This window comes from Embleya sp. NPDC127516, from assembly GCF_044765325.1.
In the GTDB taxonomy this organism is placed as follows: Bacteria; Actinomycetota; Actinomycetes; order Streptomycetales; family Streptomycetaceae; genus Embleya.
The window spans coordinates 1-23,708 of record NZ_JBIWJT010000005.1; the positions used below are offsets into that span (position 1 = coordinate 1).

Consider the following 23,708-nt stretch of genomic DNA (forward strand, 5'->3'; position numbering starts at 1 on the left):
ACGCTGTTGAGTTCTCAAGGAACGGACGCTTCCTTTGGTGCGGAGTCAACCGCGCCCTCCGGGCGTTTAACGTTCAAGGTGTTTCAGTTTTTCGTTTTCCGTGTTTCGCTTTCGCGTTTCCAGCTTAGCACACCGTTTCGGCGGCTTCGCTTTCCTCGCTTTCGGCTTCCACCGCGTTTCCGCGTTTTCCGCCTCCCGGACTCTAGCAGATCTTCCGACCCGCTTTTCATCCGCTGCTTCGTGCTTTCCGCTTTCGAAACTCTCGTTTCTTCCGCTTCCGGCCCGCTGAGCTTAGCAGACCCGTTTTCCCGCCTACCCCGACCTCGCTTGATCACTCTCGCGATGTCGGCGGCCGACGAGCCGCGCGTCGTGCTCCGGATCTCTCCGGCACTCGATGCTTCAACCCTAGCAGGTTTCCCCGGTAAAGCCGAATCACATTCCGAGAATGCGATTCCCAGTAATAAATGGCAGCACAAATAAAACCCCCGGAATTTGGATGATCAAATTCCGCGCGCTTCACAAGGGCTGTGTCGATAACTGGTTACACTGGGTCACACCCACGGAGACACCACAGGGACGGAGCAGCCAAAGGCCGTCCGCTTCAGGATGGATCGTTTGGGGTGTCAGTCGCGATGGGATCGGCCATCGCGCCGGTGTTGAGGGCGCGCCTGTCCGGATCTCCCGAAGTTGCGACTCGTACGAGCTTAAACCACCGTCTTGGACGGGTCAAGCCGGTCCCCTATACCCAGTGAAACGGGTCGGGAACCGGCTCGACGAGTGAACCTTCGGGGTGGCTGACGGTGCATCAACTGCCTTGTGTCAGGCGGTGATCTCCGCTGCGGCAAGGTTGCGCTTGCCGCGGCGCAGGAGGGCCCAGCGGCCGTGCAGCAGGTCGGACGCGGTGATCATCGCGTCCTCGTCGGTCACCTTGGCGTTGTTGAGGTAGGCGCCGCCCTCCTTGATGGTGCGCCGGGCACCGCCCTTGCTCGGGGCGAGGCCGGTGGCCACCAGGGCGTCGATCACCGTCGGGCCCTCGGGCAGTTGTGCGCTGGGGAGTTCGGCGACGGCGGAGCGCAGGGTCGGCTCGTCGAGTGCGGTCAGGTCGCCCTGGCCGAACAGTGCCTTGCTCGCCTCGACGACCGCGACGCACTGGTCGGCGCCGTGGACCAGCGTGGTCAGTTCCTCCGCGAGGGCGCGCTGGCCGATCCGGGCGGCGGGGCGTTCCTCGCTGTCTCGTTCGAGGGTCTCGATCTCCTCGCGCGAGCGGAAGCTGAAGGTGCGCAGGTAGCGCGAGACGTCACGGTCGTCCGAGCCCAGCCAGAACTGGTAGAAGGCGTACGGCGTGGTCAGCTCGGGGTCGAGCCAGACCGTGCCGCCCTCGGTCTTGCCGAACTTGCTGCCGTCGGCCTTGGTGAGCAGGTTGGTGGTCAGCGCGTGCGCCTGGCCGTGCGGGTCGTTGCCGGTGATCCGACGGATCAGGTCCAGGCCGGCGGTGATGTTGCCCCACTGGTCGCTGCCGCCGATCTGGAGCGTGCAGCCGTACCGCTTGTAGAGCTCGACGAAGTCGTAGGACTGGAGCAGCACGTAGCTGAACTCGGTGTAGCTCATGCCCTCGCCGGAGAGGCGGGAGCGCACCGTCTCGCGGGCGAGCATCTGGTTGACGCTGAAGTGCTTGCCGATGTCGCGCAGGTACTCGACGATGCCGAGCTGCGCGATCCAGTCGTGGTTGTTCGCCATCACGGCGGTGTTCGGGTCGGTGCCGTCGAAGTCGAGGAACGCGGAGAGCTGGCCTCGGATCCGGTCGGTCCAGGCCTCGACGGTGGCGACCTCGTTCATCGCGCGCTCGCCCGAGGGCTTGGGGTCGCCGATCAGGCCGGTGGCGCCGCCGACAAGGGCGATCGGTCGGTGGCCGAAGAGCTGGAGTCGGCGCAGCGTCAGGATCTGGGTGAGGTGGCCGACGTGCAGGCTGGCCGCGGTCGGGTCGAACCCGCAATACGCCGTGACGGGACCGTCCGTGAACGCCTTCTTGAGCGCGTCCTCGTCGGTGGTCTGGGCCAGCAGGCCCCGCCACCGCAACTCGTCGACGATGTCCGTCACAGTGCCTGGTCTCCTCGATCGATGCCGATGTGCGGCATGGGGGTGCGGCGTGTGCCGCGAGTGCGGCTGTTGCAGCCGTTACAGGGTGCCCGACGGTCCGCCCTCGGCGCTAACCGCTTTGCCGGGCCGCGCCGGCGTCGGGGTCGGCGGCGGGCTCGGCGGCCGGCTTGGTGGTGCGCTTGCGTGGCTGGTGGGCTCGGTACGGGCTGACCGTCGGGTCGCCCGCGATGTGGAAGCGCCAGGGCTGGGTGGCTCCGCCGCCGCCGACGCCGGTACGTGGGCCGGTGCGGATCGCGGTGCGGGCGGGGGGTGTCCCGTACAGGACGCGGACCGGGCCGGTGGGGTCGCAGACGTCGGTGCCGTCCTGGGTGCGGTCCAGGGCCATCGCCATGGCCAGGCGGGCGGGGCCGGCGGCGAGGTCGGTGTCCTTGCGGGTGGTGGGTCGACGGGCCCGGGCCAGGGCGGTCCCGGTGATGATCTCGCCGGCGCGCAGCAGTACCCCGGATGCGCGCTCGGGTGGGCCGCAGACCAGGTTGGCGCAGTAGTACATGCCGTAGGTGAAGTAGACGTACAGGTGGCCGGGCGGGCCGAACATCGTGGCGTTGCGGGCGGTTTTGCCGCGGTAGGCGTGCGAGCCGGGGTCGTTGGCGCCGTCGTATGCCTCGACCTCGGTCAGCCGTAGTTCGACCGGCCCGGCCTCGGTCTCGTGCACGACGATTCGGCCGAGCAGATCGGCGGCGACGGCCAGGACCGGGCGGTCGAAGAAGGAGCGCGGCAGCGGATCGTTCGGGTCGGCGGTGGGGGCACGCATGACGAGCCAGCTTACGGCCGGGCGCACGTGATGGAATGGGCGGCCGAGACGATCATCGGGGAGGACACATGGTTTTCAAGAAGCTGATGGCGAGCATGGGCGCGGGCGGCGCCTCGGTCGAGACCGAGCTGCACGGTGCGCACACCACGCCGGGCGGTGTGGTCGAGGGACACGTCCGGATCCAGGGCGGCAAGGTCGACCAGCGCATCGAGGGCCTGTATGTCGGGTTCCAGGCGGTCGTCGAGGTGGAGACCCAGGACGGCGAGCAGCGGCGGAACGTGGAGTTCGGCCGGCAGCAGATCGGCGGCGAGTTCGAGCTGCGCGAGGGCACGACGCACGACGTGCAGTTCCGGCTGCCGGTGCCGTGGGAGACGCCGCTGACCACGTTCCGCGGGGTGCAGCTCCGCGGCACCACGGTCGGGGTGCGGACCGAGTTGGCCATCGACCGGGCGATCGACAAGGGCGACCTGGACCCGGTCTCGGTGGACGCGTTCCCGGCGCAGGCGCTGATCCTCGACGCGTTCGGGAATCTGGGTTTCCACTTCAAGGCCGCCGACCTGGAGCAGGGGCACATCCGCGGGGTCGATCAGCGGCTGCCGTTCTACCAGGAGATCGAGTTCGCCCCGCCGCAGGCGTACGCGCGCGGTATCAACGAGGTCGAGCTGACCTTCGTGTCGGCCGAGCACGCGACCGAGGTGATCCTGGAGATCGACAAGAAGGGCGGCGCGCTCTCCGGTGGGAGCGACGCGATCCGGCGGTTCACCGTCGATCACGGTACGGCGCAGCAGACCGACTGGAACGCCTACCTGCACGGCTGGTTCCAGGAGCTCGGTCAGCGCCGCGGCTGGTTCTAGTCCGCGCGTAGTCGGGGACGGGCGGCGGCCCGGGTGTCAGGCGTCCAGGAGCACGCGTACCCGGGCCGCCCAGTCCGCCTCGAACTTCGCCCGGGACAGACCGGTGGCCCTGTCCAGCGCCGCGTCCACGGCGGCGGGCGCCGGGTCGGCGTAGACGGCGGTGACGAAGCCGTACACGGCCAGGCCGCCGCCGAGTTCCTCGATCCGGCGGATCGCGAGGTGGGCGAGTTCGTAGGCGGCGGCGTTGGCGACGGTGTCGGCCTGGTACAGCTCGTTGTCCGTGGGCAGCTTGCCGGTGAACCGGTTCGTGGCGACGTAGGTCCTGGCCTCGTACAGCTCGTCGGTGCCGAGCAGGGTGCGGCCGCGTAGTGCGAGCCAGTCGGCGAAGCCCTCGACGACCCACACGGGTTGGTCCTGGTTGGGCACCTCGGTGCGCAGCGGGGTGACCAGTGCGTGGGCCATCTCGTGGCGCAGCAGTTCGCCCAGGCGTCGGGGGTTGGGCGAGGTGAACCAGCCCGAGGTGGTGTCGAGCACGATCCGCGAGCCGCCGAAGCGGCCCTTGCCGGCCGGGTCGATCGTGCGCAGCGCGTAGGTGAGGCCGGATTCCTCGCCGTGTTCGCCGGTGCGCCCGCCGTACAGCCGGTAGAAGGTGTCGCGGTCGGCGACCGGGACGATGACGAAGCCGGGGGCGGTGCCGGGTGGGCCGCCATCCGCCCATGTCTCGATGTCGGCGCGCGCGGCCTCCTCGGCGTCGTCGGCCAGTTGTTCGGCGCCGGCGGCGGTGGTCGGGTCGGCGAGCACCACGACGTGGTCGCGGCGGACCACGGTCAGGTCGGCCTGGTCCCAGGGCGCGGGATAGTCGCGGGCGTACGCGTAGCCGGCTCCGTCGTAGGGGGTGCCGTCGACGGCCTCGATGACCAGTGGGGCGCCGGGTTCGGCGCGGACCACGGTCCAGCGGTAGCCCTCGCCGACGGTCGCGGTGTCGGCGGCGGAGATGCGGTGGTCGAAGGACACGTCCACGTAGGCGGTGATCCGCTCGCCGGCCCCGGGCATGGTCTGCACCGTCTCGACGCGGTAGCCGAGGTGGTCGAAGGAGACGCGGCCGAGGTTGTGGAACAGGCGCTGCTGGCCGCTGACCAGTTCGGGGATGTGCGGGTCGAGGTCGGCGGTGAAGCCCTGCGCGTCCCGGCCGATCAGGGCCTTGGTGCGGCGGCCGACCAGTTCTTGGATGTCGGAGCTCGCGATGGTGGGACCGTGTGCGGGGGCGACCGGTGTCGCGGTGCCCGGGCGGGGGCCGCCGATCGCGCCGTCGGCGCCGCGCGGCTTGGCGCTGCCCGGGTCGCTGAGGGTGACGCCGAAGACGATCAGCGCGACGAGCGCCAGTACCAGCGCGGTCAGCGGCGCGGCGAGCCGGCGGACGGCGGATCGCGGCCGGGCCGGTGCGGGCCCGGGTGTCGCGCCGTCGGCGCCGCCCGCCCGATCGGCGGGCTCGGCGGATATGCCCGATGAGGCGTCGTCGGCACAATCGCCGGTTTCGTGCGTCGGCTGGGTCACGCCGGATGCCTCCCCCCTGTTGGCGCGAGGATACCTACGTGATCTTCGCCGGTTTGCCGGACGGTGAGAATAGGCTCGTCCGGACGAGGCGCCCGGCAGGCGGCCGGGTGCCGGTGAGCACGAGCGGAGTCTCGCGTGTCCGAGCCCATCAAGCCCTCGATGCCCTACGACTATCTGCCCGAGAAGCCGTCCTTCACGGTCACCAGTGGGGACCTGAGCGATGGTCTGACCCTGCCGACCGCCCAGGTCAGTGGCGTGATGGGCGCGGGCGGCGAGGACGTGTCACCGCAGCTGTCCTGGTCCGGCTTCCCGGCCGGCACCAAGAGCTTCGCGGTGACCTGCTTCGACCCGGACGCGCCCACGCACAGCGGGTTCTGGCACTGGGTCGTGGTGGACGTCCCGGCGGACGTCACCGAGTTGGCGAGCGGCGCGGGCGCGGCCGACGGCAAGGCGCTGCCCTCGGGCGCGTTCCACGTGCGCAACGACACCGGCGGCCCGGGCTACGTGGGCGCGGCGCCGCCGCCGGGGCACTACCCGCACCGGTACGTCTTCACGGTGCACGCGCTGGACGTGGACAAGCTCGGCGTGGACGAGAGCGCGACGCCCGCGTTCGTCGGCTTCAATCTGTTCTCGCACACGCTCGCGCGCGCGGTTCTGGTCAACACGTACGCGCGGTGATCGCCGTGCCGCGGGCCCGCCGTTCACAAACGGCCGGCCCGGCACCGATTCCCGTCCGGTAATTGCGTTGTCCCGGTGATCGATCAAAAGGCACAGTGGTCGAGTTGTCCGTACTGACGGTTCGTCGAGTCGAAGGGTGCGCATGAGCGTCGCAGCACCGCCCCAACGCTGAGCGCGTGGTCGCGCCCGGCCGGTTCGGTGCGCGTCCGGGTGTGCTCGCTTCTCCCCTCGTCGACCAGGTGAGGGGAGGTCGCATGCGGGAGACGTTGGTGCTGAACGCGACGTATCAGCCGCTGGCGACGGTGTCGTTCAAGCGCGCGCTCGTGTTGGTGTTGCAGGAGAAGGCGGTCGTCGAGCATGTCGATCCAGGCCGGGTGGTGCGGGCCTCGACTCTCGAGTTGCCGCTGCCGCGGGTGATCCGGTTGCTCAAGTTCGTCCGGGTACCGTTCCGACAACAGGCCGCTTGGTCTCGCCGGGGCGTGTTGCTCCGGGACAATCGGCGCTGCGCCTACTGCGGTGGGCGGGCGACCACGGTGGACCACGTGCTGCCGCGTTCGCGTGGTGGCGCGGACTCGTGGCTGAACACCGTCGCCGCGTGCGGGAGCGACAATCAGCGCAAGGCGGCCCGGACGCCGGCCGAGGCCGGGATGCGGTTGTTGTTCCAGCCGTACGAGCCGTCGGCGACCCGGGCGCTGGTGCTCGCGTTCGGCGTGGCCGACGTCGAGGGCGCGCAGTGGCTCGCCGAGCCGGCACGGGCGCCGGTGCTCGCGATGGGCGCCTGATCGGCCGCTCGGATGGGTGACGAGGCGTACAGGCCGCCGGGGTTCCTCACCCCGGCGGCCTTCGGCGTTTCGCGGCGTCCCACGGGTGCTTCGGGCGCGGGTGGCGGTCCGGATGTCAGACCGTCTTGCGGACCCAGGCCGCCCAGTCGGCGCGGAGCCGGTCCGGGGTGCTGTCGAAGGCGGCGGTCAGGGCCTCGTCGACGGAGTCGTACCGGCCGGTGACGACGTCCGTGTAGAACGTGCACACCCGTTCCGCGCCGTAGGTCCGGGCCAGGTAGCGCAGCATCAGGTGGGCCAGGTTGTAGGCGGTCTCGACCCGATCCTCGTCGGTGGTCTCGAAGTCGCTCTCGGCGGGCAACTCGCCGGTGAAGCGGCCCCGGTCGATCAGCGCGCGAATATTTTGGGTGATCACCGGCTCCAGCGGCCGGTCGGCCTCCGCCTGCCAGTCGGCGAACCCTTCGGCGAGCCAGGTGGGCAGGTCCGCGGCTCGGGCCGGCCGGGACAGCGGGGCGACCAGGGCGTGTGTCATCTCGTGGCGGAGCAGGATCGGCGCGAAGGCCGGGTCGCTCGCCAGTTGCCCTTCGTCCACCACCATCCGCACGCCGCCGATGGGCCGGTCGGTCCCGGGCAGGCCCAGCGCGTAGCCCGCCGCCCAGTCCTGCACCTCGCCGCTGTTGTACAGCTTGTCGAAGCCGGCCCGCGACGAGGTCAGCACGAGCGCGAAGCCGGGTGAGGTGCCGGGGCCGCCCTTCCACGCGCCGAGCGTGTAGACGGCGGCCCGTTCGGCCAGGTCCGCGTTGCGGCGCAGCGCGGCCGGGTCCGACCCGGAACCGATCAGCACGACGTGCGGGCGCCGTTCGACCCGGATGTCCCACAGGTCCCACGCGGCGGGATACCCGGCGAAGCCGGAGGTGGTGTCGGCGTCGGCCGCGCCGTCGGCGCCGACGAGGGTGCACGGGTCCTCGGGGCCGGCGCAGCGCGCCTTCCAGAGGTAGATCTCCGGGACCGGGCCCAGGTCGACGCCGGTGATGGCGTGCTCGAAGCGCACCTGCGCGGTCACCGTGACCGGCCACGCGGCGGCGGTGCCGGCGTGCTTCGGGTCGGAGCCGTCGGCGGTGACCACCTCCTCGGTGCCCAGGACGCGCCAGCGGGCGGTGTCGAACGGCATCTTGCGCAGGTTGCCGAAGAGTCGGCGCTGACCGTCGACGAGGGCCTTGTCCTGCTGGTCCACGCCGGCCAGGAAGCCCGTCTCGTCCCCGCGTTCGAAGGTTGTCGAGCGGTTCGCGGCCAGGGCCCGCATCCGGGCGGACACGCGCGAGTCGATCCCGTCCGGGGTCGGGGTCGCGGCGGCGCCGGGTGCGCCCGGGACGCGGGAGGCGGTGCGGTCCGGGAGGCGGCCCGGTGTGGGCCGGTCGTGGTCGAGCACCCGTTGGGCCGTGTCGAGTCCGACGAGGCGACCCCCGGCGGACACCGCGCCGACGACGAAGGAGAGCGAGAGCAGGGCGCCCAGCAGGGCGACGCAGATCGCCCACGGTCGGGACCGGCGCGGCTCGACGGCGTCCGGCCACGGCCCGGACGGGTCGCCCGAGCGCACGTCAGTTGCCCACCTTGGTCTTGACGTACTTGGCCCAGTTGCTCTCGAAGGTGTCCCGGTCCTGGCCGGTGGCCTCCTTGAGCGCGGCCTCCAGGGCGGCCGGGGTGGAGTCCTTGTACACCGCGACGACGAAGTCGTCGGCCTTGGCCGCGCCGTACTTCTCCGCGATGTAGCGGATGGCCAGCATGCTGTAGTGGTAGCCGACCGTGGAGGTCTTGGCGTCGGCCGAGTTGACCTCGGTGTCGGTGGGCAACTTGCCGGAGAACTTGCCCGCCCGGACCTGCGCGCGGGCGTCGGGCTGGAACCACTCGGCCAGCGAGAGGTCGGTCCAGGCCAGGTATTCGGCGAAGCCCTCGGAGACCCACAGCGGCGGCCCTTCGCCGCCGCGCTCGAACTCGGCGACCATCGCGTGCCCGAGCTCGTGCCGGAGCAGGTGCATCTGCTGCTCGCCGTCGCCCTTGGCGAACATCTCGTCCGAGCCGTCCAGGGTGATCCGGCTGCCGGCCATCGGCTGGTCGCTGCCGGTGGGGCGGGCGGGCGGCATGGTGCGGCACACCCCGGTGACGTTGGGCAGGTCGTTGCCGGACAGCGCGCGGGTGAAGGTCTCGTGGTCGGGCGTGATGTAGATGACGTAGCGCTGCGGCGTGATGGCCGGGCCCTTCCACACCGCCAGGTTCTTCTTCAGCGCGCTCTCGGCCCGATCGGCCCAGGCGGCGCCCTTGCTCTTGTTCTTCGCCGGTACGGCGACCAGCACGTGCGGGCGTTCGATCAGCGCGAGTTCGTCCTCGTCCCAGGGCGCGGGGTAAGCGTTGCCGCCGCCTCGGGTCGAGCCGCCGGTGATCTTGGTGATCAGCAGCGGTGCGTCCACCGCGGCGCGGGAGAGGGTCCAGATGTAGCGCTCGGCGATCGGCTCGCTGTCCACGCCGGTGATCTGGTGGGCGAACACCACGTTCACGTCACGGGTGAGCGGGCCGGCGTCGGTGCCCGGGTCGATGCTCGCGTTCGGTGGCCGGAACTCGACGCTGGTGAACGGGAAGAGCCGCAGGTTGCCGAACAACCGACGCTGCGCGGCCACGAGTTCGGTGGCGGCGGGGTCGATCCCGGCGACGAACGCGTCGGCGTTGCCGGACTTGAGGGCCTGGGTGCGGTTGTCGGTCAGGAAGGCCACGTCGGACGTCGCGATCCGGGTGACCGGCGGCTTCGTGTCCTCGGGCTTCGCGGAGGTTTCGGCGTCGTTCCGCTCGGCGATGGGCGCGGTGGCCGGGGAGGAGGGTGGGTCGAAGACGCCGCCGACGGCGAGGGACGCGAGCAGCGCCAGGATCGCGACCACGCCGCCGACCGCGGCCAGCCGGCGCCGGCGGGTGTTGCGGCGCTGCTGGTCGGCGGGTGGTACGTACGGGAGGGGGCCGAAGAAGCCGACCTGGGTGGGGAACTCGGGTGCCGCGAGGCCCTGTGGAGGGCCGTAGGGGGTGCCGGCCGGCGGTGCGGCGGGTCTGGGGGGTGCGGCGGGCAGCGCGGGCTCGGTGCGCGCGGTCGGCGCGGCGGGCTCCGCCGGCGCGCTCGGGGATGGGGCCCCGGCGGATATGGCGCCGGCGTCGACACCGTCGCCGCCGGGTATCGCCTCCGGCCGGGGTGCGGAGATCACGTGCCCGGTCGAGGCGGCGGGCGGCGGCGCGACCGTCTCGGACCCGCCGGGCGCCGGCGCGGCCTCGGGCCGGTGCGGCTCGGGCACGGCGGGATCCGCACCGCCGGGCTCCGCCGGTGCGGACGGGCTCGCGGACGGGCGTTCGGACGTGCCCATGTCCGGGCGCTCGGGCCGCTGTTCGGCTTCGGACTCGGTGGGTCCGGTGGTCGAAGCGTCGGTTGGCGGGTGTGTGCCGCCGTCGTTCGCGTTTTTGGGCATGTCGGACATGCCAGTCCTCCCCTGGACCGCCGGCCCGATGATTCCGCCCCCGGCCCCGGATCGGCGATCCGATCATGTGTTCGCCGAGGTTATCGACGTGCCCGGACACCGTCGGCACGGGGTCCGCACGCTGTCGTGTGCGGTGCTCGCGGGTGGTCGGCCGGCCGACTCGGCCCGTACGTAGTCTGCCCAGTCGGCCTCGAACCGAGGCCGGTCGAGTCCGGTCGCCGCCTTGATCGTCTCGTCCGCCGAGGCCGGGTCCGCGTACATGGCGACGACGAACGCGTCGGCCTTGGCGGCCCCGGGCGTGGGCGCGGAGCCGGGCGCAGGGGCGGGCAGTTCGTTGGCGGTCGGCGGTGATTCGCTCACGCGTGCGAGCCGAGGTTATCCGGCTCCCCCGGACCCGTCGAGCCGGTATCGCACGTGGTGACGAGCGGTCGGTCAGGAGGCGGTGCCGGCCTCCACGGTGTCCGTGTCGGGGCCCGGGGTGGGGGTCGGCGTCGGGTCGGACAGGTCGAGGACGTGCCACGAGTCGGGGACCAGGTAGCCGGGCACGTCGTAGGAGGCCATCGGGTCCGCGGCCAGGCCCTCGACGCGCGTGGACGAGCCGTCCGGGTGGGCGAGTTCCTCGGTGTAGCGGAAGTGCAGGTGGCCGTGTGCGGCCAGCGCGGGGCGGTAGGCGTCCACGAGGCGCTGGACGCGGCGCTGGTTGGGCAGGCAGCGCGGGTCGCCCTTGCGGTTGAACTCGGGCGCGGTGCGCAGCGGTTTGTCGTGCGTGAACAGCACGTCGACGGGCGAGGGGTCGGCCAGGATCGCGTCCACGTCGGCGTCCGTGGCCTCCTCCTCGGGGAACCACAGGGCGCCCGCGAAGTCCGGCACCTCGCCGGGCGGGCGGCCCGCACCGCGCCGGAAGCCCTCCTTGCGCAGCGCCCTCTCGTACCGCCGACGCTCCTCGGCGAGCCGCTGTTCGCGATCCAGCGAGAGCGCGCCGCCGAACGCGAGGAAGTTCCTCCCGTGCCAGGACCAGCGGTGTCCGCGCGGCGCGTAGCGCACCCGGGTGCGCACGATCAGGAAACCGTGCTCGTCGCGGTCGTCGCCGTAGGACTCCGTCAGCAGCGAGGTCTTGTCGTGGTTCCCGTCCAGGAAGTACACGTCGATGCCGCGCGAGCGGGCCGAACGGTTGACCGCGTCCAGGTAGCGGACGCCGGACGCCTCGTGCTCCCAGTAGCCGAAGTCGCCGAGCTGGAAGATCAGATCGACGTCGAGCTGCACGGCGGCGTCGAGCAGCCGCCGCACGTGCCCGGTGTTGCCGTGCGTGTCACCGGCCAGCAGGATCCGCATCGTGAGTCCCCGCCCTTCCACCCCGTTTTCGCGTGCGTGTACGCCCGCCCCCGAGGTCCATCATCGGTGATCGGGCGACGACCCGTCCGGGGTATCTCCCCAGGACTCGGGTGTCGGGCCCGGACAGGACCTAGGCGCCGGGGGGTACGAATGGCAGGCCGGGGGGAGCGCCCGCGGTGATGAGGCGGTCCACCGCGGCGTTGTCGAGGTGGTCGGCGACCAGATCGCCCAGCGCGTCCAGGCGGCTCTGCCGGGCCGCCTCGAACGAGGTGTCCGGCGACACGACGAACCGACGGCCCGTCAGCTCGGCCGTCCGGGCCAGGAAAGCGCGGCGGAAGCCGTCGTTCTCCAGCGCGCCGTGCCACAACGTGCCGGTCACCGCGCCGACCCGACAGCCGTCCAGCGCACCGCCGTCGGCGGCGGTGAACAAGGGCTCGCCCGCCTCGACGTCGACGACGCCGTGGTGGATCTCGTACGCGCTCACCGGCTCGCCGTCGGCGAAGCCGCGTGGACGGGCCAGCGTCTTGGCGGCGGCGAAGCGTATCCGGACCGGGAGCAGGCCGAGCCCGGCCACGGTGCCCGCGCGGCTCTCCACGTCGTCGTGGATCTCGTGCCCGAGCATCTGGTAGCCGCCGCAGATCCCGAGCATGGGCCGGCCCTCGGCGGCGCGTCGGGCCAGCGCGGTGTCCAGGCCGCGCTCGCGCAGCCAGGCCAGGTCGGCGACGGTGGCGCGGGTGCCGGGCAGGACCACCAGGTCGGCGTCGGCGATCTCGCCCGGTGTGCTCACGAATCGGACCACGACGCCGGGTTCGACGGAGAGCGCGTCGATGTCGGTGAAGTTGCTGATCCGGGGCAGCCGGACCACCGCGACCCGCAGGACGTCTTCGCCGAGCGGCGGTTCCGGGGTGCCGCGGTCGGCGTCCAGGGCGAGCGAGTCCTCCACGTCCAGCCACAGGCCGCCCAGGAACGGCAGCACGCCCAGGACCGGACGCCCGGTGAGTTCGCGCATCCGGGTCAGCGCCGGGTCGAGCAGCCGGGCGTCGCCACGGAACTTGTTGATCACGAAGCCGCAGACGAGTGCCTGGTCCTCGCGCGAGAGCAGCGCGAGGGTGCCGAAGAAGGACGCGAAGATGCCGCCCCGGTCGATGTCGCCGACCACGAGCACCGGCAGGTTCGCCGCCCGGGCCAGACCCATGTTGGTGATGTCCCGGTCGCGCAGGTTGATCTCGGTGGGGCTGCCCGCGCCCTCGCACACCACCACGTCGTAGCGCGAGCGCAGATCGGCCAGCGACTCGAGCACGGCCTCGAACAGACGCGGCTTCAGGTCGCGGTAGTTCAGCGCGCCGACCTCGGCGATCGGCTTGCCGAGCAGCACGACCTGACTGCTCATCAGCCCACCGGGCTTGAGCAGTACCGGGTTCATCACCGCCTCCGGCTCGATCCGCGCCGCGGCGGCCTGCATCGCCTGCGCGCGCCCGATCTCCGCGCCGTCGGCGGTGACCATCGAGTTGAGCGACATGTTCTGCGCCTTGAACGGCGCGACCTTGACGCCCTCGCGCGCGAGCCGTCGGCACAGTCCGGCGACCACGACGCTCTTGCCCGCGTCGGAGGTGGTGCCGGCCACCAGGAGGGCGCCGTTCATCGGGTTGCCTTTCGGGTACGCGGTGCCGTGCGGCCGGCGACGTCCCGGCCGGTGTCGGCGACGGGGTCGACGATCGGCGCGGCGCGGGTCATCGAGGTGTCCTGCGGGTGCGCCACGCGGCGCGGGCGGCGACGAAGGCGACGGCCATCGCTGCGGCGCCCAGGCCGACGGTCGCGGAGAGCCGGTTGGCGCGATCGATGTCGGTGGGGCTCGGCGGCGGGCCGTCGCCCAGTCGCGGGCGGTCCTCGGTGCGGCCGGCGTAGACGTTGCGACCGCCCAGCGCGACGTCCAGCGCGCCGGCGGCGGAGGCTTCGCAGCGGCCCGCGTTGGGGCTGGGGTGACTGCCGCCGTCACGGCGCAGCACGGCCCACGCGCGGGCCCGGTCGCCGCCGACGACCGGGGCGACGGCGACGGTGAGCAGGCCGGTCAGGCGCGCGGGCAGCCAGTTGGCGGCGTCGTCCAGGCGGGCCGAGGCCCAGCCGAAGTTCTCGTGCCGCGGGGTGTGGTGGCCGACCATCGCGTCGAGGGTGTTGATCGCGCGGTAGCCGAGCAGGCCCGGGATGCCCGCGACGGCGCCCCAGAACAGCGGGGCCACGACGGCGTCGGAGGTGTTCTCGGCGACCGATTCGACCACGGCTCGGGCGATGTCCTTGTCGTCCAGGCGAGCCGGGTCGCGGCCGACTAGGCGGGGCAGCGCGGCCCGGGCTGCGGGCAGGTCGCCGGCCACCAGCGGCGCGGCGATCACTCGGGCCTCGCGACGCAGGGTGGTGCCGCCGAGGACGGCCCACGTGCAGCCGGCGGTGACCGCGATGGTCGCGAGCGGCCGGCCGGCGATCGCGCGGCGCAGCCCCAGGCCGAGGGTGGCGGTGGCACCGACGCACAGCGCGGTGTAGGCGACGCCGCGCGCGCGGTCGTCGGCGTGCATGGCCCGTTCCAGCCGGCCGGCCACGGCGCCGAAGCCGGCCACGGGGTGACCGCGCCGGGGGTCGCCGAAGGCGGCGTCGAGGAGGACGCCTGCGGCGAGGCCGACAGCGGTGGAAGTCGCGTGCGCGGGCATCCCGGCATCGTTTCACGGGGGCGTGACGTCACCTCGACGGGGTGCGACCACCGGGCGCCGGGCTTCGAGGCTCCCGGGCTTCGACGCTCCGGGGTTCCGGAACGACGTGGGACCACGCGTGCGTTGGGCTAGCCCAGCGCCGGTTCCGCGCGGCGCGGCCGGGGCACCAGTTCGCCGCCGCAATTGGGGCACGTGTCGTCCATCGTGGCACTGCACGGTTCGCAGAAGGTGCACTCGTACGAGCAGATCCGAGCCGGGCTCGTCGCGGCGAGCGCCACGTCGCATCGTTCGCACTGCTCGCGCATCTCCAGGGCCATCGGGCCGCCTCCCCGGTAGTGCCGTTCGGGAGGATCAGGGTATCCAAAGCGGCCCTCGCGGCAGCGGCGGAACGACCTCAGAGCAGCAGTCGGACGACCGCGATCAGACCCACCACGACGATCACCGCCCGCAGCACGGTCGGCGGGAGCCGGCGGCCAACCTTGGCGCCGACCTGCCCGCCGATCACCGAGCCGAGCGCGATCAGTAGGACCACCCACCACGCGACGTCGGCGACGAGCATGAACACGATCGCGGCGACGCCGTTGACGATGCCGGCGAGCACGTTCTTGACCGCGTTCATGCGTTGCAGGTTCTCCGCGATGAACACGCCGAACAGCGCGAGCAGCAGCACGCCCTGCGCGGCCCCGAAGTATCCGCCGTAGACGCCGGTCGCGAACACGGCCACCCACAGCAGCACACCGCCGTGGCGGGGGCCCTCCTCGCCCGCTCCGCTGTCGGCACGCCGGGCTGCGAGTCGCTTGGCCAGCCGCGGTTGCAGCACCACCAGCACCAACGCCAGCACGATCAGCGCGGGCACGATCGCCTTGAACGCGTCGTCGGGCAGGGTCAGCAGCAGGATCGCGCCGGCCAGCCCGCCGAGCAGCGAGGCCGCCCCGAGTCGGATCAGCCTGGGCCGCTGGCCCGCGAGTTCGCGGCGGTAGCCGATCGCGCCGCTGATCGACCCGGGTACCAGGCCGATCGTGTTCGACACGTTGGCGGTGACCGGCGAGTAGCCGAAGGCGAGCAGTACCGGGAAGGTGATCAGCGTGCCGGATCCGACCACCGTGTTGATCCCGCCGGCCGCGATGCCCGCGGCGAAGATCGCCAAAGCTTCCAACCAGCCCATGTCCACCCGCTTCGCCGCGATGATCCTGGCGTCGGGAGGACATCGAGCTTCCCCCCGTGGCCGTAACGCCAGTGATCATCGCAGCCCGCGACTCGACCTCAACGTTGTGGTCGGTGACCGCGCTCGATGTGCGGGGGTTCCACGTCGCCGGCCGGCGGGGTGCCGCGGCGCTGCGGCTCGATCGGCGGCTGGGCCGGAATGGTCGGCGGGTCGGCGGGCGGGCGCGGCGGCGTGGAGGCGCCGTTGCCGGCCGGCGGCTTGCGGACCGGCGCCGTGGAGGTACCCGAACCGGGCCAGGCCGGCTCCTCCTCGACCGGCACCTGCGGTACCCGGTGGGCCGGGCCGGAGCCGTTCTGGGACAGGTTGCCGACCGCGTCGCCGATGCCCTCCAGGGCACGGGTGACCTCGCTGGGCAGGATCCACAGCTTGTTGGAGCTGCCCTCGGCGATCTTCGGCAACATCTGGAGGTACTGGTAGGCGAGGAGCTTGTTGTCCACCTCGCCGGCGTGGATCGCCTCGAAGACGGTCTCGATCGCGCGCGCCTCACCCTCGGCCCGGATCACCGCGGCCTGGCGCTCACCCTCGGCGCGCAGCACGGCGGCTTCCTTGTCGCCTTCGGCGGTGAGCACCTGCGAGCGCTGGTGGCCCTCGGCGGTCAGGATCGCCGCGCGCTTGTCCCGCTCGGCGCGCATCTGCTTCTCCATCGAGTCCTGGATGGAGGGCGGCGGCTCGATCGCCTTGAGCTCGACCCGGTTGACCCGGATGCCCCAGCGGCCGGTCGCCTCGTCGAGCACGCCGCGCAGCCCCGCGTTGATCTCCTCGCGCGAGGTGAGCGTCTGTTCGAGGTCCATGCCACCGATGATGTTGCGCAGCGTGGTGATGGTGAGTTGCTCGATCGCCTGGATGTAGTTGGCGATCTCGTAGGTGGCCGCGCGCGGGTCGGTGACCTGGAAGTAGATGACGGTGTCGATCTGAACGACGAGGTTGTCCTCGGTGATCACCGGTTGCGGCGGGAAGGGAACGACCTGTTCACGCAGGTCGATCATCTGCCGGATGCGGTCGATGAACGGTACGAGGATGTTGAGTCCGGCGTGCAGCGTGCGGGTGTAGCGCCCGAATCGCTCCACGATGGCGGCACTCGCCTGGGGGATCACCTTGACCGTCTTGACCAGGGCGACGACCACCAGCAGTACGAGTACGACCAGGACGATGACGGCGGTGGCCTTCACGATCTCTCCCGAGGTCCTGCTTGCCTGTGGCTGCCTTCGAATTCCAAGGCTGGTTCGAGCGTAGGGGTTCGCGGGCCGGCGTGGGGCGTCAACACGGTTGGCGCAACGATCCGGGTCTCACATCACCACGGCGGTCGCGCCCACGATGTCCGCGACGTCCACCCGGCTGCCGGGCTCGAACACGGCGGTCGCGTCCAGGCTGCGGGCGGACCAGACCTCGCCGTTGAGCTTGATCCGGCCACCGTGCTCGTCCACGCGTTCCAGCACCACGGCGCTGGTGCCCTTGAGCGCCTCGATGCCGGTGCGTGCTCCGGGCGTGTTGTCGTGCCGGACCACGATCGGTCGCACGAACACGAGCAGCGCGATCGAGACGACCGCGAACACGACGGACTGGATCAGGAAGTTGCCGCCGAGTCCGGCCGCCGCGGCGGCCGCGGCGGCGCCGACCGCGAACATGCCCATCTCCACGAAGGAGGTGAGCACGCCGAAGATGCCGAACGCCCCGACCGCGATGAGCCACCACATCCATGCGTCCACGTGTTCATCGTAGATCGTGGGCGCGTCGGGCAGCAGGCGGTTCTCGGCCGAAACGATCAGCGCCGAACGCGCGCCCGGGGTCAGCCCTGCGCTTCCGGCGCCTCCGGCATCGGCAGGCCGCGCGCGGACCAACGCCCGTACTGCTGCTCGACGATCAACGGCAGGCCGAAGCAGTGCGAGAGGTTGCGCGAGTTGAGCGTGTCGGCGATCGGGCCGGCCGCGAGCACCCGTCCCTGACTGATCATCAGGATGTGCGTGAAGCCGGGCGGAATCTCCTCGACGTGGTGGCTCACCAGGATCATCGACGGCGCGTACGGGTCGGCGGCCAGCGTGCCGAGCCGGCGGACCAGGTCCTCGCGCCCGCCCAGGTCCAGACCGGCGGCCGGCTCGTCCAGGAGCAGCAGTTCGGGGTCGGTCATCAACGCGCGGGCGATCTGTACCCGCTTGCGCTCGCCCTCGGACAGGGTGCCGAAGCGGCGGTCGACGTATTCGGCCATGCCGAGTTGGTCGAGCAGTCGGCGGGCGCGCTGCTCGTCCTCGGCGTCGTAGCGCTCGTGCCACTTGGCGGTCATCCCGTAGGCCGCGGTGAGCACGATGTCCAGCACCCGCTCGCGCCGGGGCAGCTTGTCGGTGAGCGCGGCCGAGGCCATGCCCACGCGCGGGCGCAGTTCGAACACGTCGACCGTGCCGAGCTTCTCGCCCAGTACCGCGACGGCGCCGGTGGTGGGGAACAGATAGGTGGACGCCAATTGCAACAGGGTGGTCTTGCCCGCGCCGTTGGGTCCGACGACGATCCAGCGTTCGCCTTCCGCGACCGACCAGGTGACCTGGTCCACCAGAGGGCGACCGTCGCGCACCACCGATACGTCAACCAGTTCGAGAACGTCGCTCATCGCCTGCCAGCTCCCCATCGTGCGCTACGCCGCCGGGCGGCATCCCCTTGTGTGGGATCGCCGCCTCGCTCCGTGGTCCGCGTTGTTGCACCCGGTCCGGGAGAAACCTATGACACCGAGCCGCCTCCGGTCGTGTCCGGGAGCGTTGTGACGCCCCTTAGGCTTGTCCGCATGCTTGCCGAACCTCGCTCCGGACTTCTCGTCGCATGGGGCAATGCCCTGTTGGCCGGGCACGTTCCGCCGGACGACGCGGTGTCCGAGATCGTCGGAACGGACGAACCGCATCGGGTGACGGGTGTGCCCGGCGAGAGTGTGCCGGTCGGCCTGTCGCTGGCCCTGGGTCGGCTGCGCGCGCTGGGCGTGACCGGTCTGCGATTGGCCCTGCCGGTGGCGGGCGATCCGCTGGCGCTGCCCGGCCCGCCCGCGTTCAACGACCTCGCCCTGGACGCCGGCGAGACGGCCATCACGGTCGGCGCGCCGGACGTCGCGTACGGCCTGGTGCCCGAGGTGACCCGGCACGGCACCGACGGCGACGCGACGGTGCGGGTCGCGTGGCGCATGCTCGAGGTGAGCGACCGGCCCGCTCAGGGGCCGTTCCTGGCCGAGGCGGAGCGCGAGCTGGCCGAGGCGATGCGGGACGCCGTCGAGGACCTGACCCGGCTCGACGTGGCGGGCAGCGGTCCGGCCGCGCAACGTGCCCTGGCCGGGCTGTACCGCAAGGACTCGGACACCCGGGTCGCGCCGGGGCATCCCGGTCGGGCCGGCCGGGTGCTCGACCAGGCCCGCCGGATCCACGCGGTACTGAGCGTGGCCTGCGCCGAGGACGGCGCGGCGGTCAGCGCGGCCGAGATGTCCGCGCGGCTCGGCGCGCTCGCGCCGCTGGAGCGGGCCTGCCGCCGGGCGATGGTGGCGGCGTACGGCGCGGCCCTGGAGCCCGACCGCGCCTGAGCGGACACGAGACGCGCGCAGCGCGTGGAGCACGCTTCAGCTGCCGCGCTTGCGCTTGGTCTTCGGGTCGAGGCGGCGGAGCATCAGCAGGGCGATCAGGCCGTAGACCGCGATCTGGCCGGCCAGGATGCCGATGTTGCGGTACCAGACCTTCGGGTCGTGCTTCCACAGCGGATCCGGGGACTCGCCGGGTTTGCGCGGCAGTTGGGTGGCCAGATCTATCGTGCTGCCGGCCGCGGCGAAGGCCCAGCGGGCCGGGGCCAGCCAGGAGACCTGCTCGATGCCGGCCTTGCCGTTGAGCGGGAACAGGCCGCCGCACAGCACCACTTGCACGATCGCGATGACCACAAGCAGCGGCATCGCCAGCTCCGCGCTGCCGATCGACGCGGAGACCACCAGGCCCACCGCCATCGCCGCTATCGCGGACAGCACCACCGCGATGCCGATCTCGATGATCGGCGGGCTGATCACCACACCCTCGGCGGGCAACTTCTGACCGACCAGCGCGACCGCGGTGAGCACCACGCCCTGGATCGCGGAGATCAGTCCGAGCACGATGATCTTGGAGCCGAGATAGGCGGACACCGAGAGCCCGGCGCTGCGTTCGCGCCGGTAGATCGCGCGTTCCTTGATCAGCTCGTTGACCGCCGTGGCGGTGCCCATCAGACCGCTGATCACGAACAGCACGAGCAACTTGGTGGTCGCCTCCTGGTTCGAGCCCGGCGGCGATCCCTCCGGGCTGACCAGCTTGCCGGGGATCACCCGGCACAACATCCCCAGGAACAGCGGTGCTATCGCCAACAGCGCCAGGTACTTGCGGTCCGAGGAGATCACCGCGAGGTAGCGCCGGGACAGCGTGGTCAGCTGAGAGAACCAGCCCTGCGGCTTCGGCGGCTTGGCCTGGGGCCGATCGCCCTGCACGGCGTGCGCGCGATCGCGGCCGACCTCTATGTACCGCCCGTACAACTCGGAGCGCCGGAACGGACCCTCGTAGTCGCGGTCCGGCTCGTCGTCGAACATCTTGAAGACCTCGGGCCAGTCGCCCTTGCCGAAGAACGGCAGCGCCTCGTCCGGCGGTCCGAAGAAGGCGATCCGACCGCCCGGGGCGAGCACCAGCACGCGATCGCAGACGTTCAGGCTGCGGGTGCTGTGGGTGACCACGATGACCGTACGGCCGTCGTCGGCGAGTTCGCGCAGCTTCTCCATCACCGAGCGTTCCAGGCCCTCGTCCAGGCCGGACGTCGGCTCGTCCAGGAACAACACGGAGGGCTTGGTGAGCAGTTCGACGGCGACGCTCACCCGCTTGCGCTGACCGCCGGAGAGGCTGCTGACCTTGGTGTCGGCGTACGGCGCCGTGGCGCCGCGCGGCATCTTGTCCAGGCTCAGCTCGCCGATCACCTCCTCGACCCGGCGCTCGCGCTCGGCCGCCTCGGTGTCCTCGGGGAAGCGCAGTTGCGCGGCGTAGCGCAGCGCGGTGCGCGCGGTGAGTTGGGCGTGCAGGATGTCGTCCTGCGGAACCAGGCCGATCCGCTGGCGCAGTTCGGCGTTGTTCGCGTACAGGTCGCGGCCGTCGTAGAGGATCTTGCCGCTGGCGGCTCGCCGGCTGCCGGTGAGCGCGCCGAGCAGGGTGGACTTGCCCGCGCCCGAACCGCCGACGATGGCAAGCAGGTTGCGCTCGGCGAGCGGGAAGGAGACGTTGTCGAGCAGGACCCGCTTGCCCGCCGTGACGGTGAGGTTCTGCACCTCCAGCGAGACCTCGCCGGTGTCGATGAACTCGCGTAGTTCCTGCCCGTCCAGCCGGAACGTGGCGTGCCCGATGCCGACCAGGTCCGCCTCGCCCAGCAGCGCGCGCTCGATCGGCTGACCGTTGAGGAAGGTGCCGTTGTGGCTGCCGAGGTCGACGATCTCGCGCCGGCCGCCGGGCGTGGTGCGCAATTCGGCGTGGTGCCGGGAGACCATCAGGTCGGTGAGCACCAGGTCGTTGTCCAGCGCGCGGCCGATCCGCAGGGTGCGCACCGGGAGCGGGATGACCATGCTCGGCGCCCGGTCCACGCTCGGGCGCGGATCCGCGTGCGGCCCGGCGCCGATCTGCGCGCGGCCCAACGGGCGTGCCGGCTCGGAGACTTGCCGGGGCGGCTCGGGCACATACGGCGGTTCGACCCGGCGCGGGGGTTCGGCGCGGCGCGGCGGCGGTTCGCTCCGGCGCGGCGGCTCGGGGATCTGTACGTGGTCGTGGTGGGCCGGCCGCGGCGGCACCACCTCGGTGACGCTCGACTCCGGGGCCAGGCGCAGCGGGTCGCCGTCGTCCGGGTCGCCGAGCAGCACCTCGCAGCCTCGGCCGACGACCACGCGGTGCACCCGATTGCCGCGCACCCACGAGCCGTTGACGCTGTTGGTGTCGACGAACTCCCAGCCGTCGGGCCCCACCCGCAGGATCGCGTGTTGGCGCGACACCCGGCGGTCGTCGAGCACGATCGCACAGGACGGGTCGCGGCCGACGACGTGTTCCCGCCCGGGATCCAGGATCACGGGTGCTCCGGCGCTGGTGCCGACGGTCAGGTGCGGCACTGCCGGTCCTTCTGGCGTATAGCTGTCCCCCACTCTTCGAGAGTGTAGGGACGCGCGGGCCTCGCGGGCAGCCTTTCTCATCCGGAAGGGCACCGAACCACTCCGAAGGGGGATTACAACATCAACTTCTCCGAATCGGGTGTGATCTCCTCCGATCATCCATCGATCGGATCTTTGCATTCATATCGTCGAGTCGAAGATCTGCCGCAATCGTGACCATCCGCCACTGAAACATGGCCGTGCGTAACCGCCGGTCGGGCGCCGACTTCCGCCGTCCGCACGGGTGGCAGTCCGGCCGAATCCGTTGACGCGCGGGTCGGGGCGCTCGATAGTCGAGTTTGTCCCGCTCAACCGGCAGCCGGGTCGCACGTGACAGGAGCGGTCGTGTCCTGGAACCAGCAGCAGCACAACGCACCGCGGCAACACGATCCGCCTCCGGCCCGACCACCGGCCGGACCCGCCCCCTGGGGCGGCGTGGCGCCCTGGCTGCACGCGCTCGGCGCGGTGCTCGCGGCGTTCGTCGCGATGGCCGTCGCCGCGTGGGTGGCGCTGTGGCTGCTCGGCGCGGACGACCTGGGGTCGGGCACGATGCCCGCGCTGGTCGCGGCGGTGATCGCGCTGGCCGTCGGCGGCACCGTCGACCTCGAGGGGACCGAACAGGGCACCCCTGGCAACGACATCCTCAGCCAACTCACCGGCGACATCTCACTCGCCCAGGGCAGCGGCAAGGTCGACATCATGCTGCTCGGCATCGGCCTGATCGGCGCGCTGGTGCTGGGCTGGTTGTTCCTGCGCCCGCTCCGCCACCGGTTGGTGATCGGCGCGCTGGACCTGGTCGTGCACGGTGTGCGGGTCCTGGTGTTCACCATGGCCGCACTCGGCGTGGTGGTGTCGACGGGTGAACACTCGCTGCCGATCCAGCAGTTCGTCTCTCAGGTCGGCGGCGCCCAGGACCTGATGGGCATCTTCGACCTGGGCGCGGCGGCCAGGTTCGAGACCGACGTGAGCGGCACCCTGGTCTTCGGCGCACTGTGGTTGCTGATCACCCTGGTGGCCGCCGTCGCGGTGTCCGCGCGCGGGCCGCTCCCGCTCAAGTGGCTGCGGCACCGCGCGGTACTGCGGGCCCCGGTCGCCGGTCTGCTCGCGGTGCTGATCACCGCGGTGGTCGCCGGGATCGTGGGCACCCCGTTCGTGGCCGCCGCCGCGCCCGCGCCCAAGCGGATGATCGGCGGCATGTTGTTCGCGCTGCCCAACGCGGTCTGGCTGCTCGCCTCGCTCGGCCTGGGCATCCCGTGGAAGGCCACCAGCAGCGCGCCCACCGAGTTCGGCGGTTTCTCCTTCGGTCTGCCCGGCCCGCTGGGCAAACTGGTCAAGGCCTCCGCCGGGGAGGGCCTGCCGATCCGAATCGACCGGCTGGCGGAGCTGGACTCGCGCGCGTGGTTCGTACCGCTGTTCTCCGCGCTGCTCCTGCTGCTCGGCGCGACCGTGATGGCCATGCGCGCGCCGGCCTCGGTGCGTCCGCATCAGCACGCGTGGCGCTTCGCGGTCGCCCTCGCCGGCGGCCTGCTGGTGATCTCCTACCTGATGGAGCTCCAGCTCAAGGTCGCGGTGACCGTCCTCGGCGGGGTGATGTCCCCGGGCGCGTCGGTGTCGCTGCACGCGGACTACCTGTGGACCGTGCTGCTCGGGCTGCTGTGGGGTGCGTGCGCGGGCTTCATCGGCGGCGCGGTCGCGGACTGGGTGCGCTACCGCAGGACCGACCCCGCCGGCGCGCCGCCGGCCGCGGGTCCGCCGCGACCCACCCACGCCGCGCCGCCCGGCTCGCCTCGGCCGTACCCGCAGGGCGCGCCATACCCGCAGGACCGACCCGCCTCCCGGCCCCCGTCGACACCTCCGCCCGCCCCCGGCGCACCCGCGCCGCCCGGCCCGCCGCACTCGAACAGACCCGCCCCGGCGTACCGCCCGCCGTCCCCGCCCGATCCGCAGGGTCCGACCCGGTCGGGCCCCTGGCCTGGGTAGATCCGACCGGCGCGGGCCCTGCGCCGGTGTTCGTAC

General features: G+C 71.8%; 21 protein-coding genes. 6 read left to right on the top strand and 15 right to left on the bottom strand.

Going from position 1 to position 23,708, the window contains the following annotated elements; translation table 11 throughout:
* The coding region (locus ACIRL2_RS10645) for a hypothetical protein (protein WP_402231565.1) at positions 1-480 on the top strand (480 nt) is incomplete at its 5' end.
* Positions 481-819: 339 nt separating this feature from the next.
* Here the strand turns inward: ACIRL2_RS10645 and tyrS are convergent.
* Together tyrS and ACIRL2_RS10655 are read right to left on the bottom strand one after the other, a co-directional pair.
* Positions 820-2,097 (bottom strand): tyrosine--tRNA ligase, encoded by a 1,278-nt coding sequence (gene tyrS, locus ACIRL2_RS10650; RefSeq protein ID WP_402231567.1) that lies wholly within the window; start codon positions 2,095-2,097, stop codon positions 820-822.
* A 109-nt stretch (positions 2,098-2,206) separates the two neighbouring features.
* Complete coding sequence (locus tag ACIRL2_RS10655) at positions 2,207-2,908, bottom strand: DNA-3-methyladenine glycosylase (protein ID WP_402231569.1); 702 nt, start codon at positions 2,906-2,908, stop codon at positions 2,207-2,209.
* A gap of 68 nt (positions 2,909-2,976) precedes the next feature.
* Between ACIRL2_RS10655 and ACIRL2_RS10660 the strand changes: the two genes are divergently transcribed.
* Positions 2,977-3,762 carry a sporulation protein gene (locus ACIRL2_RS10660; RefSeq protein WP_402231571.1) on the top strand — a complete coding sequence of 262 codons (786 nt, stop codon included), beginning with the start codon at positions 2,977-2,979 and terminating at the stop codon, positions 3,760-3,762.
* A gap of 36 nt (positions 3,763-3,798) precedes the next feature.
* On the opposite strand, the gene ACIRL2_RS10665 is transcribed toward ACIRL2_RS10660, so the two are convergent.
* The gene (locus ACIRL2_RS10665; protein WP_395862770.1) at positions 3,799-5,316 is read right to left on the bottom strand and encodes a hypothetical protein; all 1,518 of its coding nucleotides are present in this window, start codon (positions 5,314-5,316) and stop codon (positions 3,799-3,801) included.
* Between the two features lie 135 nt (positions 5,317-5,451).
* On the opposite strand from ACIRL2_RS10665, the gene ACIRL2_RS10670 reads away from it, so the two are divergent.
* Both ACIRL2_RS10670 and ACIRL2_RS10675 read left to right on the top strand, forming a co-directional pair.
* On the top strand, positions 5,452-5,994 hold the full coding sequence (locus ACIRL2_RS10670) for a YbhB/YbcL family Raf kinase inhibitor-like protein (protein WP_402231573.1): 543 nt from the start codon (positions 5,452-5,454) through the stop codon (positions 5,992-5,994).
* Positions 5,995-6,248: 254 nt separating this feature from the next.
* Positions 6,249-6,776 (top strand): HNH endonuclease, encoded by a 528-nt coding sequence (locus tag ACIRL2_RS10675; protein WP_402231575.1) that lies wholly within the window; start codon positions 6,249-6,251, stop codon positions 6,774-6,776.
* A gap of 115 nt (positions 6,777-6,891) precedes the next feature.
* Here the strand turns inward: ACIRL2_RS10675 and ACIRL2_RS10680 are convergent, their stop codons facing one another.
* The 11 genes from ACIRL2_RS10680 to ACIRL2_RS10730 form a co-directional block, all read right to left on the bottom strand.
* On the bottom strand, positions 6,892-8,370 hold the full coding sequence (locus ACIRL2_RS10680; protein WP_402231576.1) for a peptidase MA family metallohydrolase: 1,479 nt from the start codon (positions 8,368-8,370) through the stop codon (positions 6,892-6,894).
* A 1-nt stretch (position 8,371) separates the two neighbouring features.
* The gene (locus tag ACIRL2_RS10685) at positions 8,372-10,282 is read right to left on the bottom strand and encodes a hypothetical protein (protein WP_402231577.1); all 1,911 of its coding nucleotides are present in this window, start codon (positions 10,280-10,282) and stop codon (positions 8,372-8,374) included.
* 63 nt (positions 10,283-10,345) lie between these two features.
* Positions 10,346-10,642: a hypothetical protein gene (locus ACIRL2_RS10690; protein WP_402231579.1), complete on the bottom strand. Its 297-nt coding sequence runs from the start codon at positions 10,640-10,642 to the stop codon at positions 10,346-10,348.
* A 72-nt stretch (positions 10,643-10,714) separates the two neighbouring features.
* Positions 10,715-11,614: a metallophosphoesterase gene (locus ACIRL2_RS10695; RefSeq protein ID WP_395862758.1), complete on the bottom strand. Its 900-nt coding sequence runs from the start codon at positions 11,612-11,614 to the stop codon at positions 10,715-10,717.
* Positions 11,615-11,744: 130 nt separating this feature from the next.
* Positions 11,745-13,256, bottom strand: a complete 1,512-nt coding sequence (locus ACIRL2_RS10700) for a cobyric acid synthase (RefSeq protein ID WP_402231581.1) — start codon at positions 13,254-13,256, stop codon at positions 11,745-11,747.
* An 88-nt stretch (positions 13,257-13,344) separates the two neighbouring features.
* Positions 13,345-14,313 carry a cobalamin biosynthesis protein gene (locus tag ACIRL2_RS10705; protein WP_402231583.1) on the bottom strand — a complete coding sequence of 323 codons (969 nt, stop codon included), beginning with the start codon at positions 14,311-14,313 and terminating at the stop codon, positions 13,345-13,347.
* Between the two features lie 128 nt (positions 14,314-14,441).
* Positions 14,442-14,630, bottom strand: a complete 189-nt coding sequence (locus ACIRL2_RS10710; protein ID WP_395862751.1) for a DUF1272 domain-containing protein — start codon at positions 14,628-14,630, stop codon at positions 14,442-14,444.
* Positions 14,631-14,707: 77 nt separating this feature from the next.
* Entirely contained in the window at positions 14,708-15,478 is a 771-nt protein-coding gene (locus tag ACIRL2_RS10715) for a sulfite exporter TauE/SafE family protein (RefSeq protein ID WP_395862749.1), read from the bottom strand.
* 98 nt (positions 15,479-15,576) lie between these two features.
* On the bottom strand, positions 15,577-16,707 hold the full coding sequence (locus ACIRL2_RS10720; protein ID WP_395862747.1) for an SPFH domain-containing protein: 1,131 nt from the start codon (positions 16,705-16,707) through the stop codon (positions 15,577-15,579).
* Positions 16,708-16,824: 117 nt separating this feature from the next.
* Positions 16,825-17,232 carry an NfeD family protein gene (locus ACIRL2_RS10725; RefSeq protein ID WP_395862808.1) on the bottom strand — a complete coding sequence of 136 codons (408 nt, stop codon included), beginning with the start codon at positions 17,230-17,232 and terminating at the stop codon, positions 16,825-16,827.
* 92 nt (positions 17,233-17,324) lie between these two features.
* Entirely contained in the window at positions 17,325-18,137 is an 813-nt protein-coding gene (locus ACIRL2_RS10730) for an ABC transporter ATP-binding protein (RefSeq protein WP_395862745.1), read from the bottom strand.
* A 171-nt stretch (positions 18,138-18,308) separates the two neighbouring features.
* Here ACIRL2_RS10730 and ACIRL2_RS10735 point away from each other — a divergent pair, with 171 nt between their 5' ends.
* Complete coding sequence (locus ACIRL2_RS10735; RefSeq protein ID WP_402231586.1) at positions 18,309-19,085, top strand: hypothetical protein; 777 nt, start codon at positions 18,309-18,311, stop codon at positions 19,083-19,085.
* 36 nt (positions 19,086-19,121) lie between these two features.
* Here the strand turns inward: ACIRL2_RS10735 and ACIRL2_RS10740 are convergent, their stop codons facing one another.
* Positions 19,122-21,653: an FHA domain-containing protein gene (locus ACIRL2_RS10740; RefSeq protein ID WP_402231588.1), complete on the bottom strand. Its 2,532-nt coding sequence runs from the start codon at positions 21,651-21,653 to the stop codon at positions 19,122-19,124.
* 384 nt (positions 21,654-22,037) lie between these two features.
* On the opposite strand from ACIRL2_RS10740, the gene ACIRL2_RS10745 reads away from it, so the two are divergent.
* Entirely contained in the window at positions 22,038-23,672 is a 1,635-nt protein-coding gene (locus tag ACIRL2_RS10745) for a streptophobe family protein (RefSeq protein WP_402231590.1), read from the top strand.
* Positions 23,673-23,708 lie beyond the last annotated feature (36 nt).